At 70.4% G+C, this 16,399-nt stretch carries 15 protein-coding genes; 7 read left to right on the top strand and 8 right to left on the bottom strand.

What is annotated here, in order from left to right; translation table 11 throughout:
- Positions 1–63 precede the first annotated feature (63 nt).
- Complete coding sequence (locus tag SRB17_RS00585; RefSeq protein ID WP_153533646.1) at positions 64–2,127, top strand: putative Ig domain-containing protein; 2,064 nt, start codon at positions 64–66, stop codon at positions 2,125–2,127.
- A gap of 135 nt (positions 2,128–2,262) precedes the next feature.
- The gene (locus SRB17_RS00590) at positions 2,263–2,712 is read left to right on the top strand and encodes a hypothetical protein (RefSeq protein WP_153533649.1); all 450 of its coding nucleotides are present in this window, start codon (positions 2,263–2,265) and stop codon (positions 2,710–2,712) included.
- Here the strand turns inward: SRB17_RS00590 and SRB17_RS00595 are convergent, their stop codons facing one another.
- Positions 2,713–3,171, bottom strand: coding sequence for a type II toxin-antitoxin system PemK/MazF family toxin (locus SRB17_RS00595; RefSeq protein WP_153533651.1), 459 nt, complete (start codon positions 3,169–3,171; stop codon positions 2,713–2,715).
- 227 nt (positions 3,172–3,398) lie between these two features.
- Between SRB17_RS00595 and SRB17_RS00600 the strand changes: the two genes are divergently transcribed.
- Positions 3,399–4,151, top strand: a complete 753-nt coding sequence (locus SRB17_RS00600; RefSeq protein WP_153533652.1) for an MBL fold metallo-hydrolase — start codon at positions 3,399–3,401, stop codon at positions 4,149–4,151.
- Between the two features lie 72 nt (positions 4,152–4,223).
- Here SRB17_RS00600 and SRB17_RS00605 read toward each other — a convergent pair whose 3' ends face one another.
- Together SRB17_RS00605 and SRB17_RS00610 are read right to left on the bottom strand one after the other, a co-directional pair.
- Positions 4,224–5,471, bottom strand: coding sequence for a PTS transporter subunit EIIC (locus tag SRB17_RS00605; protein ID WP_153533655.1), 1,248 nt, complete (start codon positions 5,469–5,471; stop codon positions 4,224–4,226).
- A gap of 132 nt (positions 5,472–5,603) precedes the next feature.
- The gene (locus tag SRB17_RS00610; RefSeq protein ID WP_153533657.1) at positions 5,604–6,920 is read right to left on the bottom strand and encodes a PTS transporter subunit EIIC; all 1,317 of its coding nucleotides are present in this window, start codon (positions 6,918–6,920) and stop codon (positions 5,604–5,606) included.
- Positions 6,921–7,104: 184 nt separating this feature from the next.
- Between SRB17_RS00610 and SRB17_RS00615 the strand changes: the two genes are divergently transcribed.
- The 3 genes from SRB17_RS00615 to SRB17_RS00625 all read left to right on the top strand — a co-directional run bounded on the left by SRB17_RS00615 (position 7,105) and on the right by SRB17_RS00625 (position 8,672).
- Positions 7,105–7,338 (top strand): glucose PTS transporter subunit EIIB, encoded by a 234-nt coding sequence (locus SRB17_RS00615; RefSeq protein WP_030782705.1) that lies wholly within the window; start codon positions 7,105–7,107, stop codon positions 7,336–7,338.
- A 78-nt stretch (positions 7,339–7,416) separates the two neighbouring features.
- Positions 7,417–8,154, top strand: coding sequence for a ribonuclease PH (rph, locus tag SRB17_RS00620; RefSeq protein WP_153533659.1), 738 nt, complete (start codon positions 7,417–7,419; stop codon positions 8,152–8,154).
- Between the two features lie 119 nt (positions 8,155–8,273).
- Positions 8,274–8,672, top strand: a complete 399-nt coding sequence (locus tag SRB17_RS00625) for a hypothetical protein (protein WP_153533661.1) — start codon at positions 8,274–8,276, stop codon at positions 8,670–8,672.
- Positions 8,673–8,708: 36 nt separating this feature from the next.
- On the opposite strand, the gene SRB17_RS00630 is transcribed toward SRB17_RS00625, so the two are convergent.
- The 5 genes from SRB17_RS00630 to SRB17_RS00650 all read right to left on the bottom strand — a co-directional run bounded on the left by SRB17_RS00630 (position 8,709) and on the right by SRB17_RS00650 (position 13,487).
- Complete coding sequence (locus SRB17_RS00630) at positions 8,709–9,455, bottom strand: DUF1707 SHOCT-like domain-containing protein (protein ID WP_153533663.1); 747 nt, start codon at positions 9,453–9,455, stop codon at positions 8,709–8,711.
- 9 nt (positions 9,456–9,464) lie between these two features.
- Entirely contained in the window at positions 9,465–10,433 is a 969-nt protein-coding gene (locus tag SRB17_RS00635) for an ABC transporter ATP-binding protein (RefSeq protein ID WP_323374787.1), read from the bottom strand.
- Positions 10,434–10,437: 4 nt separating this feature from the next.
- Entirely contained in the window at positions 10,438–11,214 is a 777-nt protein-coding gene (locus SRB17_RS00640) for an ABC transporter permease (RefSeq protein ID WP_194293913.1), read from the bottom strand.
- 43 nt (positions 11,215–11,257) lie between these two features.
- Positions 11,258–12,058: an ABC transporter permease gene (locus SRB17_RS00645; RefSeq protein WP_323374788.1), complete on the bottom strand. Its 801-nt coding sequence runs from the start codon at positions 12,056–12,058 to the stop codon at positions 11,258–11,260.
- A 760-nt stretch (positions 12,059–12,818) separates the two neighbouring features.
- Positions 12,819–13,487, bottom strand: coding sequence for a hypothetical protein (locus SRB17_RS00650; protein ID WP_153533667.1), 669 nt, complete (start codon positions 13,485–13,487; stop codon positions 12,819–12,821).
- Positions 13,488–13,491: 4 nt separating this feature from the next.
- Here SRB17_RS00650 and SRB17_RS00655 point away from each other — a divergent pair, with 4 nt between their 5' ends.
- On the top strand, positions 13,492–16,350 hold the full coding sequence (locus tag SRB17_RS00655; RefSeq protein ID WP_323374789.1) for a transglycosylase domain-containing protein: 2,859 nt from the start codon (positions 13,492–13,494) through the stop codon (positions 16,348–16,350).
- Positions 16,351–16,399: the final 49 nt, after the last annotated feature.

The following is a 16,399-nucleotide window of genomic DNA, read 5'->3' on the forward strand; positions in this document are numbered from 1 at the left end:
GCTACGCGCGTCACGGGCCTGCCAATCCAGTGCGATACCCCACGTCTACCGGAGGCAGTACCCATGCGTGAGTCACGCCCGACGCGGCGGAGACGGAGTCTGCGAAGACTCGTCGCCGTCGCCTTCCCCGCCCTCGCCCTCACCGTCGCCGGATTCACCGCCGCACCGACGGCCGGCGCGCAGACCGCAGCGGCCCACCCGCACACCTCGAAGGTCGCGCAGAACGCCAAGGCGCTGACCGCGCCCGAGCGGCAGACCTTCCACGCCACCGGCAAGGCCGGCCAGAAGGTGCCGACCCAGCACCTGTGCGCCCAGGCCAAGCCGGGCTACGCGTCCTGCTTCGCCCAGCGCCGCACCGACATCAAGCAGCGCCTGACCGCCGCGCTCGCGGCCGCGCCCTCCGGCCTCTCCCCGGCCAACCTGCACAGCGCCTACAACCTGCCCACCGCGGCCGGTTCGGGCATGACCGTCGGCATCGTGGACGCCTACAACGACCCCAACGCCGAGTCGGACCTGGCCACCTACCGCTCCACGTACGGCCTGTCGTCCTGCACCAAGGCCAACGGCTGCTTCAAGCAGGTCAGCCAGACCGGCTCCACCACCTCGCTGCCGACCAACGACACCGGCTGGGCCGGTGAAGAGATGCTCGACATCGACATGGTCAGCGCGGTCTGCCCGAACTGCAGCATCATCCTGGTCGAGGCCAACTCCGCGAACGACACCGACCTCGGTATCGCCGAGAACGAGGCCGTCTCGCTGGGCGCCAAGTTCGTGTCCAACAGCTGGGGCGGCTCCGAGTCCTCCTCCCAGACCAGCGAGGACACCTCGTACTTCAAGCACCCGGGCGTCGCGATCACCGTCTCCGCGGGTGACTCCGCCTACGGCGCCGAGTACCCGGCGACCTCCCAGTACGTGACCGCTGTCGGCGGCACCGCTCTCACCACCGCCTCCAACTCCCGTGGCTGGAGCGAGTCGGTGTGGCACACCAACTCCACGGAAGGCACCGGTTCCGGCTGCTCGGCCTACGACCCGAAGCCGAGCTGGCAGACCGACACCGGCTGCTCCAAGCGCATGGAGGCCGACGTCTCCGCCGTCGCCGACCCGGCCACCGGTGTGGCGGTCTACGACACCTACGGCGGCTCCGGCTGGGCGGTCTACGGCGGCACCAGCGCCAGCTCGCCGATCATCGCGAGCGTCTACGCCCTCGCGGGCACCCCGGGCGCCAGCGACTACCCGGCGAAGTACCCGTACTCGCACACGAGCAACCTGTACGACGTGACCAGCGGCAACAACGGCTCCTGCTCCACCTCGTACTTCTGCACCGCGGGCACCGGCTACGACGGCCCGACCGGCTGGGGCACCCCGAACGGCACCGCCGCCTTCACCTCCGGCAGCTCCAGCGGCAACACGGTGACCGTCACCAACCCCGGCAGCCAGTCGACGACCACCGGCAGCTCGGTCAGCCTGCAGATACAGGCCGGCGACAGCGCGGGCGCGGCCCTGACCTACAGCGCCTCCGGCCTGCCGACCGGGCTGTCCATCAACAGCTCCACCGGCCTGATCTCGGGTACGGCGTCCACCGCGGGCACCTACCAGGTCACGGTCACCGCGAAGGACTCCACCGGCGCCTCCGGCTCGACCTCCTTCACGTGGACCGTCGGTTCCGGCGGGGGCGGCTGCACCTCCTCCCAGCTGCTGGCCAACCCGGGCTTCGAGTCGGGCAACACCGGCTGGAGCGCGACCAGCGGTGTCATCACCAACGACACCGGTGAGGCCGCCCACAGCGGCTCCTACAAGGCCTGGCTGGACGGCTACGGCTCGTCGCACACCGACACGCTGTCCCAGTCGGTGACGATCCCGGCCGGCTGCAAGGCCACGCTCACCTTCTACCTGCACATCGACACCGCCGAGACCGGCAGCACCGCGTACGACAAGCTGACGGTGACCGCCGGTTCGACCACCCTCGCGACGTACTCGAACGTCAACGCGAACTCGGGTTACGCGCAGAAGACCTTCGACCTGTCCTCGCTGGCGGGCCAGACGGTCACCCTGAAGTTCAACGGAGTGGAGGACTCCTCCCTCCAGACCAGCTTCGTCGTGGACGACACCGCCCTGACGACCAGCTGATCCGCATCCTGTGAGCAAGGGGTCCCGCACGCGGAAACAGTCCGCGTGCGGGATCCTTTTTCGGTACTGGTACGTCACATCTGCACCAGGCGGCCGACCCCCTCACGGCCACGCACGGCAGAAAGGCGAACCCCCATGCGCCGTACGACCCTCTGCGCCCTCGCGGCGGCAGCGCTGCTCCTCGCCGGCTGCGGCTCCCAGAGCGGCAAGGACACCGGCGGCAGTGACGGCAAGGTGTCACCGTCCGCGTCCCCGAGCGGCGCCGGCTGCGCCGCCCTCGTCCAGCTCAGGGCCTCCGACAGTGGCCGTACCGTGTGCGTGGCCAAGGGCGGCGAGGTCCGGGTCACCCTCGACGGCACCAAGTCCCGCCCCTGGAAGCCGCTCATGGCCGGCGGCAGCGCGCTGAAGGGCATCAACGCCGGCTTCGTCATCCAGCCGGGCCAGGCCACGGCCGCGTACCAGGCGGTGCACACCGGCACCGAGAAACTGACGTCCTCCCGCCCGCTGTGCGCCCAGCCGACGGCACCCGGTCAGATGTCGTGCAAGGGCATCCAGGAGTGGACGGTGACGGTGAACGTGAAGTGATCAGCCGGCCAGGTGCCGTACCTGGTCCCACAGAACCGGGTCCACCACACCCACCCGTCGCCGGAAGTCGCCGACAGGCACCTCGCGCAGCTCGTCGGTCTCCAGGAAGCTCGGCCGGCCTCGGGCGTCGCCGACCGCGCCCGGCGGCAGGGGGATCACGCCAGCGCGCTCGTCGTGGTACTTGCTGGTGATCTTGGCGACCGTGGCCCGGTTCCCGCGCACGGCCAGCACCAGACACGGCCGGTCCTTGGCGTCGGCACGGTCCTCGTAGGGGACGTCCGCCCACCAGATGTCCCCGGGGGCCGGCCGGGCGGACTTGGCCGGGCGCGTTCCCGCGCGGCCGAGCGGCCTCAGGCGCCGTCCGGCGTACCGGCGACCGCGTCCCCAGCCGTCGATGAGCGTGGCGACCAGCGCGAGCAGTACCACCGCCGCGAGCGCCAGCCACCAGGACGTGTCCATACGACGACGTTACCGGCGCGCGCCAAGGATTGCGCGCCCTCTACGGATCCTTCTGCGCCCCCGGTCCAGCCGAACCGGTGACAGCGCAGGTGAGTTCGCCCACAACGGCCCCTGGCGGAGGCGCGACCCGCGCTTTTGCGCCTTACGCTCGACGAACCGCACGACCCCCGTTTCCTGCCCTTTTGATCTTGCCGTTCGATCTTCCCGCCAACGGAGGTTTCTGCTTCATGAAGCTCACCGTCGTCGGCTGCTCGGGGTCGTTCCCGTCCGCGGAATCGGCCTGCTCGAGCTACCTCCTCGAGGCCGACGGCTTCCGGTTGCTCCTCGACATGGGCAACGGCGCCCTGGGCGAGCTGCAGCGCCACTGCGGTCTCTACGACCTCGACGCGATCTTCCTGAGCCATCTGCATCCCGATCACTGCATCGACATGCTCGCGTACTTCGTCGCGCGCTACTACCGGCACGACGGCGGCCGCTGCGCGCCGATACCGGTCTACGGCCCCGAGGGCACCGAACACCGCCTGACCACCGCGTACGACGACACCCCCTCCGCCTCCGCCATGAGCGAGGTCTTCGACTTCCACACCCTGAAGCCGTCCACGTTCGAGATCGGCCCGTTCACGGTGCACACCGAGCGGGTCCGCCATCCCGTGGAGGCGTACGGCGTCCGCGTCGAGCACGGCGGGCGGTCGCTGACGTACTCCGGCGACACGGGGGTCACCGAGGCGCTGGACGAGCTGGCCCGGGACACCGACCTGTTCCTGTGCGAGGCCGCGTTCACGCACGGCAAGGAGAGCATCCCGGACCTGCATCTCAACGGCCGCGAGGCGGGCGAGACCGCCGCGCGGGCCGGCGCGCGGCGCCTGGTGCTCACGCATATCCCGCCGTGGACCGACCCGCAGGTGAACCTCCGGGACGCGCGTGAGGTGTTCGACGGCCCGGTCGAGCTGGCCGAGCCCAGGGTGACGTACGAGATCTGACGTCCGCGTTTCCGCGTACGACGAAGGCCCCGGAACCTGATCGGTTCCGGGGCCTTCCTCATGTGACTGCCGTCAGGCCTTGGTGAGGTCCTCGACCTCTTCCTCGGGCTCGCGGCCCGGGGTGGGGAGGTTGAACCGGACGATCGCGAAGCGGAAGACCGTGTAGTAGATCGCCGCGAAGACCAGGCCGATCGGGATGATGAGCCACGGCTTGGTCGCCAGGTTCCAGTTGAGCGCGTAGTCGATGAAGCCCGCGGAGAAGGTGAAGCCCGCGTGGACGCCCAGCGCCCAGGTGATCGCCATGGACAGGGCCGTCAGCACCGCGTGGATCGCGTACAGCAGCGGCGCGATGAACATGAACGAGAACTCGATGGGCTCGGTGACGCCGGTGACGAACGAGGTCAGCGCGAGGGAGATCATCATGCCGAGGACGGCCTTGCGGCGCTCGGGGCGGGCGGAGTGCGCGATGGCGATCGCGGCGGCCGGCAGGCCGAACATCATGATCGGGAAGAAGCCGGACATGAACATACCGGCGTGCGGGTCACCGGCGAAGAAGCGGTTGAGGTCACCGTGCACGACCTGGCCGGCCGCGTTCTTGTAGTCGCCGATCTGGAACCAGGAGACGGTGTTCACGAACTGGTGCATGCCGACCGGGATCAGCGCGCGGTTGACCAGACCGAACAGACCCGCGCCGAACGCGCCGAGACCGGTGATCCACTCGCCGGCGTTGGAGATGCCCTCACCGATGGGCTTCCAGACCAGGCCGAAGAAGACGCCCATGGCGGTGCCGACGAAGGCCATGATGATCGGCACCAGCCGGCGGCCGTTGAAGAAGCCGAGCCAGTCCACCAGCTTCTTGCGGTGGTAGCGCTGCCACAGCACGGCGGCCAGCAGACCCATCAGGATGCCGCCGAGGACACCGGGGTTGTTGTAGGTCGCGGCTATGTCCGCGCCCTTCTGGATCTTGGCCTCGGTGACCGGGAACGCCTTCAGCACGTTGCTGTAGACCAGGAAGCCGACCAGGGCGGCCAGTGCCGTCGAGCCGTCCGACTTCTTGGCGAAGCCGATCGCGACACCGATGCAGAACAGCATCGGCAGATTGTCGAAGATCGCGCCACCGGCCGTGGCGAACACCGCCGTGACCTTGTCGGGCAGGTTCAGCTTGTCGTGGATGTCCTGCTGGCCCAGACGCAGCAGGATGCCCGCCGCCGGCAGTACGGCGATGGGCAGCTGCAGGCTGCGGCCGACCTTCTGCAGGCCCTGGAAGAGGCCTGATCCCCGCTTCTTCGCGGGAGCCGCCGTGGCGGTGGCGGTGCTCATGGAATGGTTCCTCCATCAGTGGTGGTCTACACCACTCAGTGGTGTAGACCTGTTGTACACGATGAAGGCGGGATAAGGAACCACGAAATCCGCTACCACTACGCTACGCGCCGTGCCGATGTGCTAAAGAGGTCACGCCTTGGTGATGTCCTCGACCTGGTCCTCCGGCTCACGGCCCGGTGTCTTCAGGTCGAACTTCGTGATCGCGAGACGGAAGACGACGTAATAGACCGCCGCGAAGCACAGGCCGATCGGGATGATCAGCCAGGGTTTCGTCGCCAGGCGCCAGTTGATGACGTAGTCGATCAGGCCGGCCGAGAAGCTGAACCCGTCGTGCACCCCGAGCGCCCAGGTCACCGCCATCGAGACGCCGGTCAGCAGCGCGTGCACGGCGTACAGCAGCGGTGCGATGAACATGAACGAGTACTCGATCGGTTCGGTGATGCCGGTCACGAACGACGTCAGCGCCACCGACAGCATCAGACCGCCGACCTCCTTGCGCCGGCCCGGCCGGGCGCAGTGCGTGATGGCCAGCGCGGCGGCCGGCAGCGCGAACATCATGATCGGGAAGAAGCCCGAGGTGAACTGGCCGGCGTGCGGGTCGCCCTGCAGGAACATGTTGATGTCGCCGTGCACCACCGTGCCGTCGGGCTTGGTGTAGCTGCCGAACTGGAACCAGATGGGCACGTTCAGGAACTGGTGCAGACCGACGACGAGCAGCGCCCGGTTGGCGACACCGAAGACGCCCGCGCCCCAGGAGCCGGCGTCCCGCAGCCACTTGCCGAAGCTCTCCAGTCCGCCGCCGATCGGCGGCCAGATCCACAGACACAGCGCCGCGAAGACGATGGCGACGAACGCCATGATGATCGGCACGAGCCGGCGGCCGTTGAAGAAGCCCAGCCAGTCCACCAGCCTGGTGCGGTGGAACCGGGCCCAGAAGAAGGCGGCCAGCAGGCCCAGCACGATCCCGCCGAAGACGCCCGGGTTCTGGAAGGTGAACGGCGTCACCGAACCCGTGCCCGCGCCGACCGTCACCTGACAGCCGATCTGCGGGATCGCCCTGGAACCGCCGGGGCAGGACCGAGGGAACTGGTGCAGCACCCCGTAATAGACGAGGAAGCCCGTCACCGCCGCCAGCGCCGTCGAGCCGTCCGCCTTCTTCGCCATGCCGATCGCCACGCCCACGCAGAACAGCAGCGGAAGCCCGATCGAGCCGTCGAGCAGGGCACCGCCCGCGCCCGCCATGACCTTGGAGACGTTCGTCCAGCCCAGACCGTCCTTGCCGAACACGTCCGGCTGGCCCAGCCGGTTGATGATGCCCGCCGCGGGCAGCACCGCGATCGGCAACTGCAGGCTGCGGCCCATCTTCTGCAGGCCCTGGAACAACCGGTTCCAGCGTTCCCGCGCCGGGCCGGCCGTGCTGTCGGCGGGCGCGCTGTCGGCACTCATGGCGTCCTCCCGGCCACTCGACTCGGAGGCGGTTTGGCGACCGTACCCCCTGTGGTGTAGACCAGTCGGCGGACGGTTCCGCTGTCGTGATCGCCATCCTTCGGCACGCACGGCATGACCGCTCGCGAAGATGGGCCAACTGTGGGTTACTGCGACAAAGCGGTTCGGATCAGGGAGAAGGAACATGGCCAGCAAGGCTGAGAAGATCGTCGCCGGCCTCGGCGGTATCGACAACATCGAGGAGATCGAGGGCTGCATCACCCGGCTGCGCACCGAGGTGTCCGACCCCTCCCTGGTCGACGAGGCCGCCCTGAAGGCCGCCGGCGCCCACGGCGTCGTCAAGATGGGCACCGCCATCCAGGTCGTCATCGGCACCGACGCCGACCCGATCGCCGCGGAGATCGAAGACATGATGTGAGCCCACCGGCTCACCTCCGAGGGGACTCTTCCCGACGCGGGAGGAGCCCCCTCTCCATGTGCGGCTAGGCTCCTTGCCATGTCTCGCATCGACGGCCGTACCCCGCAACAGCTCCGCCCGGTCACCATCGAACGCGGCTGGAGCAAGCACGCCGAGGGCTCCGTCCTCGTCTCCTTCGGCGACACCAAGGTGTTCTGCACCGCCTCCGTGACCGAGGGCGTCCCGCGCTGGCGCAAGGGCAGCGGCGAGGGCTGGGTCACCGCGGAGTACGCCATGCTGCCCCGCGCCACCAACACCCGCGGCGACCGCGAGTCCGTCAAGGGCAAGATCGGCGGCCGTACCCACGAGATCTCCCGGCTCATCGGCCGCTCGCTGCGCGCCGTCATCGACTACAAGGCGCTCGGCGAGAACACCGTCGTCCTCGACTGCGACGTTCTGCAGGCGGACGGCGGGACGCGTACGGCCGCCATCACCGGCGCCTATGTGGCGCTCGCCGACGCCGTCGCCTGGGCCCAGGGCAAGAAGCTGATCAAGGCCGGCCGCCAGCCGCTCACCGGCACCGTCTCCGCCGTCTCGGTCGGCATCGTCGGCGGCGTCCCGCTGCTCGACCTCTGCTACGAGGAGGACGTGCGCGCCGAGACCGACATGAACGTCGTCTGCACCGGCGACGGCCGCTTCGTCGAGGTCCAGGGCACCGCCGAGGCCGAGCCCTTCGCCCGCGACGAACTGAACGCCCTGCTCGACCTCGCCGTCACCGGCTGCGCCGAGCTCACCGCCCACCAGCGCGCGGCGCTGGAGGCCACGCTCACGAAGTAGCCGGAGGCCACGCTCACGAAGTAAAGGGCGGCCAAAAGCAAGGAGGGCGCGCGGGCAACCCGCGCGCCCTCCGTGACGTCATAGGTACGGACAGCCCACCCGGGGAGGGGAACACCGCCATGTCCGTCAGCCCACGCCGACGCCGTCTCACCGCAGTCGCCGCCGTGGCGCTCGCCGCGCTCACCGTCGGCCTCACCACCGGCTGCGACGCCGTGAACAAGGCCCTGGACTGCGTGCAGACCGCCGACTCCATCGCCGACAGCGTCACCGATCTCCAGCAGGCGGTGGAGAACGCGGCGAATGATCCGACCCAGGCGGACGCTTCCCTCGACGCCATCGAGAAGAACCTGAGGCAGATCGGCGACAAGACCGACAACGCCGACGTCAACAAGGCGGTCGACGACTTGGACAAGGCCGTGGGCAACGTGCGTACCGCCATCAGGAACGGGGACCGGACGCCGGATGTGAGCCCGGTGACGGACGCCGCCGGCGAACTGACCAAGGTCTGCACCAAGTAACCCAGGGGCGGGCCCCGGGCCGTATCGACACGGCGCTCAGTGCTCCCGACGCCGCTCCCGCTCCTCGCGCCGCTCCTCACGCCGTGCCCGGTGCAGCTCGTGCCGGGACTCCCTGTGCTCCAGCCTCTCCTGACGGCGCTGCTCCTTCAGGCGGAGCCGCTCCGCTCGGGTGATCTTGCGGACCACGTCCACACCGCCCCAGAACGCGAGACCCCCGATGATCACGCGCGGAGCACCCGGCTCGGGCGAGCCGTCGTCCCTGGGGTGGTCGAAGCCGCCCATGACGCCGATACCCCGGACGACGACCTCGACCCCCGGCGGCACGATGACCTGCACTCCGCCCATGATCGCCACGCAGTTGATCTCGACCTCGCGGTCCGCGAAGTCCGCCTCCCGCAGGTCGATCTCGCCGCCGCCCCAGAACGCGAAGCAGTTGAACCGCCTCGGCACCGTCCAGCGGCCCTTGCGCTGGAAGCCGGCCATGATGGCGACCGCACCCGTCGAGGAACCCTCGCCCCCGACGATCCGGCCGGCCCAACTCCCGCTGTCCGCCGGTTCCTTGGAGAAGGAGACCGGAGCGGGCGCCGGCGCGCCGGCCGCCGGCAGATCGCGGGTGAGCGGCGCCAGCTCGCCGTACGTACGCGCCTTGTACGCCGCCTCCAGGCGCTCCTCGAACTCCTCCATGTCGAGCCGGCCCTCGGCCAGGGCGTCCCGCAGGACCTCGGCGACCCGTTCCCGGTCGCTGTCGGACGCCCGGAGATCCGGACTTGCGTCGTCGGTCATGGCAGAAGCCTACGAGACCGCCTTCTCCGCGTACATCTTGGCGATGACCGCCTCGATGTCCGGCTCCCGCACCGACAGGTCCACCAGTGGATACTCCGCCGCGAGATGGGCGACGAGCGGCGCCGCCGACTGTCCCGCCGGGAACGCCAGCCACTGCCGTGGCCCCTCCACCCGCACCACCCGCGCCGACGGCACCTGAACCGGCGGCAACTCCCGCTCCAGGTCCACCACCAGCGTCCGCTCGCTCTCCCCGGCCTCGTGCAGCCCCGCGAGCGGACCGTCGTACATCAGCCGGCCGTGGTCGATCACCATCACCCGCGAGCACAACTGCTCGATGTCCTGCAGATCGTGCGTGGTCAGCAGCACGGTCGTGCCCTGCTCGGCGTTCAACTCCCGCAGAAAGCCCCGGACTTTCGCCTTCGACACGACATCCAGTCCGATCGTCGGCTCGTCCAGGTACAGCACCTCCGGATCGTGCAGCAGGGCCGCCGCGATGTCCCCGCGCATCCGCTGCCCCAGCGAGAGCTGCCGCACCGGCACGTCCAACAAAGCGCCCAGCTCCAGAAGTTCGACGCACCGGTCCAGGTTCTCCCGGTACCGGGCCTCCGGGATCCGGTACATGCGGTGCGCCAGCCGGTAGGAGTCGATCAGCGGCAGGTCCCACCACAGGGTCGTACGCTGCCCGAACACCACCCCGATCCGGTGCGCGAGCCGCCGCCGCTCCCGGGACGGGTCGATGCCCGCCACCCGCAGCCGCCCCGCGCTCGGCGTCAGGATCCCGGTCAGCATCTTGATCGTGGTCGACTTGCCGGCGCCGTTCGGCCCGATGTACCCGACCATCTCCCCACGCGCCACCGTGAACGAGAGCGAGTCCACCGCCCGCACCTCACGCCGCTCCCGTTTCAGGAACCCGGTCTTCCTGCGCACCTCGAAGACCTTCTCGACCTTCTCCAGTGAGATGAAATCGCCGTCCGCCACCGCGTTAGCTCCCTGTACTCCGATACGAACGAAGTCCCGCCCGCCAGGCCAGCCCCGCCACCGCGCAGCACCCCACCGCCACCAGCGGCGGAGCGAACGCCAGCCACCCGGGCAGCCCCAGCGGATACGACCGCCCCAGCACATAGGTCGCGGGCAGCCAGTTGACGAAGGCCAGCGGCAGCACGAACGTCACCCCGCGCACCAGTTCCTTCGCGAACACCGTCGGCGGATACTGCAGCAGCGTTCCGCCGCCGTAGGTGAAGGCGTTCTGCACCTCCGAGGCGTCCGACGCCAGGAACTGGAAGGCCGCCCCCGCCACGAACACGGCGCAGAAGATCCCGCAGCCGCTCACCAGGGCCACCGGCATCAGCAGCAGCTTCAGCGGCGTCCAGTCGACGTCGAGCCGGGCCACCGCCCAGGTCAGCACCAGCAGGCCCTGCACCACCCGGCCCAGCCTGCGCAGGGCGAACTGGTCGGCCGCCACCTGCGCCAGCACCGGCGCCGGACGCACCAGCAGCGTGTCCAGCGTGCCGTCGCGCACCCGCCGCCCCAGCCGCTCCATCGACCCGATCACCAGGTCGGCCAGACCGAAGGCCGTCCCCGACAGGCCGTACAGGAACGCCACCTCGGGCAGCGACCAGCCGCCGAGGGCGTCCACCCGCGAGAACATCAGCATGATCGCGACGAAGTCGAAGAAGGTCGCCGCGAAGTTGCCGAACGTGGTCATCACGAACGAGGCCCGGTAGGCCATGGTCGACCGGATCCACATCCCGGCGATCATCAGATAGGCCCGCACCCCGTCCCGCAGCCGGCCGGTACCGCCCTCACCCACCCTGGACCACCACCCTGCGCGTCGCCGCCGACTGCACCAGCCGCCCGGCGCCCAGCAGCACCACCGCCCACACCCCCTGGAACACATACGTGCCCAGCGGATCCGCATGCCCCAGCAGGATCTGGGCCGGCGCCTGCAGCAGCGAGGACCACGGCAGCGCCCGTACGACCTCGCCGAGCGCCCCCGGGAAGATGTTCAGTGGCAGCAGCATGCCCGAGCAGAAGTAGCCGACGAGCCAGGACATCTGCGTCACACCCGTACCGTCCAGGAACCAGAACGTGCTGAGCGCCACCAGATACCGGATGCCGAACCCGACGACCATCGCCAGCAGCACGGCCACGAAGAAGGCGACCCAGGTGCCCACGTCCTTCGGCAGGTACACCGGAAAACACAGCGCACCGAAGACGAAGGGCACGATCCCCCGTCCCAACAACTGAAAAAACGCCCGGCCCAGATCCGTGGCCAGCCACCACATCTGCAGATCGGCGGGGCGATAAAGGTCGATCGCCACGTCCCCCGTACGGATGCGTTCCATCAACTCGTTCTCGACGCCCCCGCCGCCGATCGCGAGCGTCGAAAGGAACGCCTGCCCCAGCCACACATACGTCACGACCTGCGCCTGATCCCACCCACCCAGGTGCGGCCGCTCGTCCCACAGCGCGCGATAGGTGTACACGAGGATCAGTCCGAAGACCGTGTTCGTGAACACCCCTGCCACAGTGGCGGCCCGATACGTCGCGTACCGTCTGAATCCCCCCGCCGCGACGGCCACGTACAACCGTCCCGCGCCCACGCCAGTCCACCTCCCGGGACCGCTCGACACCGAAGCGCAGGAGCCTAGTCCCGGGCCCGGCGGACGGCCACGCAATTTCGTGCCCGAAGCGTGCTGGAATCCGGGAACGGAACGCCAGGTGCGAGAGTCTTCCAACTGGGGGCGCAGAAGAGCGTACGAGGCGTACGGGAACGTACGACGCGAAACAGGAGTCCGTGCACGAGATGAGCGACGAGCCGCAGCCGCAGCAGCCGAACGAAGGCGTGCCGCCGAGAGAGCCGCTGCCGGCTGAAGCGCCCGGCGACCCCGGCACCCACCCCGAACCGGCCCCCTCCCAGTCCAGGCCGGCCGAGCCCAAGAGGGCCGGCGGGCAGGCAGCCGCCGAGGGAACGAGCGCGAGGCCAGGGTCCGAGGGGGCCGACGCTGTGGCGGGGCCCGCGGGGACCGGCCGTCCGGCAGCCGCCGAGGGAACGAGCGCGAGGCCAGGGTCCGAGGGGGCCGACGCTGTGGCGGGGCCCGCGGGGTCCGAGCGGCCCGGCAGGCGGGCAGAGTCCCCGGAGATGCCGGGTGCGGCGGGGACGTCGGGTACGGCAGAGGCCGCGCGGGCCGAGCGGGGCGGTGCGGCTGAGCGGGGCGGTGCGGCTGAGCGGGGCGGTACGGCTGAGCGAGGCGGTGCGGCCGAGCGGGGCGATGCGGCCGAGCACGGCGGTACGGCTGAGCGGGCTGGGCAGCCCGAGCCGGTTGGGCGGGGCGGGGGCTCTGGGCAGGTCGAGCAGGGTGGTCAGGACCGGGGGACCGGGCTCGGGCGAACGGGTGACCGTGCGGCGTCCCAGGACCCCTCCTCTTCGGCCGTTCCGTCGGCTCCGGCCGGCCCGTCGACGTCGGCGGACCGCTCGGCCCTGGACCGGACGGCCTCCATGGCCCGGGCCCGCCAGGCGGCCCGAGGTGGCAGGTCGGAACAGCAGGGAGAGACCGCGTCCAGCGGGGAGACCGCGTCCGGCGGGCGTTCGGCGTCCGGCGGTGGCTCGGCGGACCAGGGTGGGCCGGTGTCCGGCGGTGGCTCTGCGGCTCGTGAGGTCCCGGCGTCCGATGCGTCCACCGCGTCCCAGGCCTCCGGTACCTCCGGCGGGGGCTCGGGGGACCAGGGCGGGCCGGTGTCCGGCGATGGCTCTGCGGCTCGTGCGGTCTCGGCGTCCGGTGCGTCCACCGCGTCCCAGGCCTCCGCTGCGTCCGGCGGGGGTTCGGGGGACCAGGGCGGGCCGGTGTCCGGCGATGGCTCTGCGGCTCGTGCGGTCTCGGCGTCCGGTGCGTCCACCGCGTCCCAGGCCTCCGGTACCTCCGGTGCCGGCGCCGCGGCACAGGGCTCCGGGAGGCCCCGTACCGACTCCGGGAAGCCGCAGGTACCGGCGGCCCGGGGCGACTCCGAGCAGGCGCAGTCGGCCGAGAGCACGCAGGTGCTCCGGCGTGTCACGGCGCCCCGGACAGCTCAGGGAGACCGGTCCGGGAAGGCGGCGCCCGGTGAGGCGCCCGCGCCCGAGACCACCCAGGTTCTCCGGCGGATCAACGCACCCCGAGCGGCCGAGCCGGGCGGCCCCGAGAAGACGACGTCCGCCTCTCCGGCCGGCCGGCCGAACACCACCGGCCGTACGCCCCGGGCGACCGGACCGGACGCCGCCGGGCGCACCCCCCGTACGACCGGCCCCGACATCGCCCCCAGCGCCGCACGTCCGGGCGCCGGAGCGGTCGGCGCAGCCGCCGGTGCCGCCGGCCAGGCTTCCCAGGCCGGCCCCGCGGGCGCCGCGGGCGTGGCCGGATCGGCCGGAGCAGCCATCCGCCGCCCCCGAGCCGGAACCAACACCAACACCACCGGCCCCGAGGAAGCCACCGCCCTCCTCGCCGCCACCCCCGGCGACGGCCGCCCCACCGGAAACCCCGGCGGCCCCGGAGACAACGGCACGGCGAAGGGGAAGAAGGCCAGGCGCAAGCGGACCGGATGGCGGCGGATCATCCCCACCTGGCGCATGGTGCTGGGCACCTTCGTGATCGGCGTGCTCCTGCTGATCGGACTGTTCTTCCTCGGCTACTCCCTCGTGAACATCCCGCCCGCCAACGCGCTCGCCACCAAACAGGCCAACGTCTACCTCTACGCCGACGGCTCCCAGATCGCCCGCGACACCCGCGACAGCCAGGTCAACCGCGAGAACGTCAGCCTCGCCGAGGTCTCCAAGGACGCCCAGCACGCCGTACTGGCCGCCGAGGACCGCGACTTCTACAGCGAGTCCGCCGTCGACCCCAAGGCGATGCTGCGCGCCGCCTGGAACACCGCCACCGGCAAGGGCAAGCAGTCCGGCTCCACGATCACCCAGCAGTACGTGAAGAACTACTACCTGGCCCAGGAACAGACGGTCACCCGCAAGGCCAAGGAGTTCTTCATCGCGATCAAGCTGGACCGCACCAAGTCCAAGGACGAGATCTTCGAGGGCTACCTGAACACCAGCTACTTCGGCCGCAACGCCTACGGCATCCAGGCCGCCGCCCAGGCCTACTACGGCATGGACGCCAAGGACCTCGACCCGGCCCGCGCCGCCTACCTCGCCGCGCTCGTCAACGCCCCCAGCGAGTACGACGTCGTCGCGCACCCGGAGAACAAGGCCGCGGCCGTCGCCCGCTGGAACTACGTCCTGGACGGCATGGTCAAGAAGGGCTGGCTCAGCGCGTCCGAGCGCGTCGGCATGAAGTTCCCGATGCCGAAGGAGCAGACGCTCTCCACCGGGATGTCCGGCCAGCGCGGCTACCTCGTAGACGCCGTCAAGCACTACCTGATCGCGAACCACATCCTCGACTCCGACCAGCTTGAAGCCGGCGGCTACCGCATCACCACCACCATCCAGAAGAACAAGCAGAACGCCTTCGTCAAGGCGGTGAACGACCAGCTGATCTCCAAGCTGGACAAGAAGAACAACCCGGCCGACAAGTACGTCCGGGCCGGCGGCGCCTCCGTCGACCCCAAGACCGGCCAGGTCGTCGCCATGTACGGCGGCATCGACTACGTGAAGCAGTACACCAACGGCGCGACCCGCGGTGACTTCCAGGTCGGCTCCACCTTCAAGCCCTTCGTCTTCACCTCGGCGGTGCAGAACGGCTCGACCACCCAGGACGGCCGCACCATCACCCCGAACACCATGTACGACGGCACCAACGAGCGCCCCGTACAGGGCTGGAGCGGTGGCGCCTACGCCCCGCAGAACGAGGACCAGAAGTCGTACGGCCAGATCAACGTCACCAAGGCGACCGACCTGTCCGTGAACGCCGTCTACGCGCAGATGGCCGTCGACGTCGGCCCGTCCAAGGTCAAGCAGACCGCGATCGACCTGGGCGTCCCCTCCGACACCCCGGACCTCCAGCCGTACCCGTCGATCGCCCTCGGCACCGCCACCGCCAGCGTGCTGGACATGGCGGAGTCCTACGCGACGCTCGCCAACCACGGCAGGCACGGCACGTACACCCTGGTCGAGAAGATCACCAAGGAGGGCACGGACGAGGTCAAGCTGCCCGACCAGGCGGTCAAGCAGGCCGTCCCCCGGGAGGCCGCCGACACCACCACGTCCATCCTCAAGAGCGTGGTTGACAACGGCACCGCCACCGCCGCGCAGGCCGCGGGCCGCCCGGCGGCCGGCAAGACCGGTACCGCCGAGAACGACACCGCCGCCTGGTTCGCCGGTTACACCCCCGACCTGGCCACGGTGGTCTCGGTCATGGGCCAGGACCCGGTCACGGCCAAGCACATGCCGCTGTACGGCGCCCTCGGCCAGGCCCGTGTCAACGGCGGTGGCGCGCCGACCCAGATCTGGGCCCAGTACACGGGGGACGCGCTGAAGAACAAGCCGGCCTCCGACTTCGATCTCCAGCTGCAGCAGGGCGCCGACCAGCCGCAGCCGCCCAGCGCCACCGGCTCGGCCCCGCCGGGCACCACCGGTGGCCAGAACAACGGCGGCACCACCGGCACCCCGACCACCGGCGGTGCGACCACCAGCCCGACCACCGGCGGCACCACCGGCACCCCGACCAACGGCGGTACGACCACCACCGGCGGCACCGGCACCACCGGAGGCACCACGACGAACGGCGGCACCACCACCGGCGGGGACACCACGGGCGGCGGCACCACCAACGGCGGCACGACCGACGGAGGAACCACCGACGGAGGAACCGCCGGCGGCGGCACGACAGGCACGACCACCGGCGGCGGGACCGATGGCGGCGGCACGACAGGCACGACCGCCGGCGCCGGAGGCGGCGACCCCGCGGCCTGACGCCCCGGCTTGCCCGGTCATGGGCATGACAGGTATGAATAAGGCAAGA

Origin of the sequence: Streptomyces sp. RB17, assembly GCF_009604455.1 — a bacterium.
Taxonomy (GTDB): Bacteria; Actinomycetota; Actinomycetes; order Streptomycetales; family Streptomycetaceae; genus Streptomyces.

Excerpts from the sequence above, each read along its gene's own strand:
- SRB17_RS00585 (WP_153533646.1), top strand. The coding sequence starts at position 64 with ATGCGTGAGTCACGCCCGACGCGGCGGAGACGGAGTCTGCGAAGACTC.
- SRB17_RS00590 (WP_153533649.1), top strand. The coding sequence starts at position 2,263 with ATGCGCCGTACGACCCTCTGCGCCCTCGCGGCGGCAGCGCTGCTCCTC.
- SRB17_RS00595 (WP_153533651.1), bottom strand. The coding sequence starts at position 3,171 with ATGGACACGTCCTGGTGGCTGGCGCTCGCGGCGGTGGTACTGCTCGCG.
- SRB17_RS00600 (WP_153533652.1), top strand. The coding sequence starts at position 3,399 with ATGAAGCTCACCGTCGTCGGCTGCTCGGGGTCGTTCCCGTCCGCGGAA.
- SRB17_RS00605 (WP_153533655.1), bottom strand. The coding sequence starts at position 5,471 with ATGAGCACCGCCACCGCCACGGCGGCTCCCGCGAAGAAGCGGGGATCA.
- SRB17_RS00610 (WP_153533657.1), bottom strand. The coding sequence starts at position 6,920 with ATGAGTGCCGACAGCGCGCCCGCCGACAGCACGGCCGGCCCGGCGCGG.
- SRB17_RS00615 (WP_030782705.1), top strand. The coding sequence starts at position 7,105 with ATGGCCAGCAAGGCTGAGAAGATCGTCGCCGGCCTCGGCGGTATCGAC.
- rph (WP_153533659.1), top strand. The coding sequence starts at position 7,417 with ATGTCTCGCATCGACGGCCGTACCCCGCAACAGCTCCGCCCGGTCACC.
- SRB17_RS00625 (WP_153533661.1), top strand. The coding sequence starts at position 8,274 with ATGTCCGTCAGCCCACGCCGACGCCGTCTCACCGCAGTCGCCGCCGTG.
- SRB17_RS00630 (WP_153533663.1), bottom strand. The coding sequence starts at position 9,455 with ATGACCGACGACGCAAGTCCGGATCTCCGGGCGTCCGACAGCGACCGG.
- SRB17_RS00640 (WP_194293913.1), bottom strand. The coding sequence starts at position 11,214 with ATGATCGCCGGGATGTGGATCCGGTCGACCATGGCCTACCGGGCCTCG.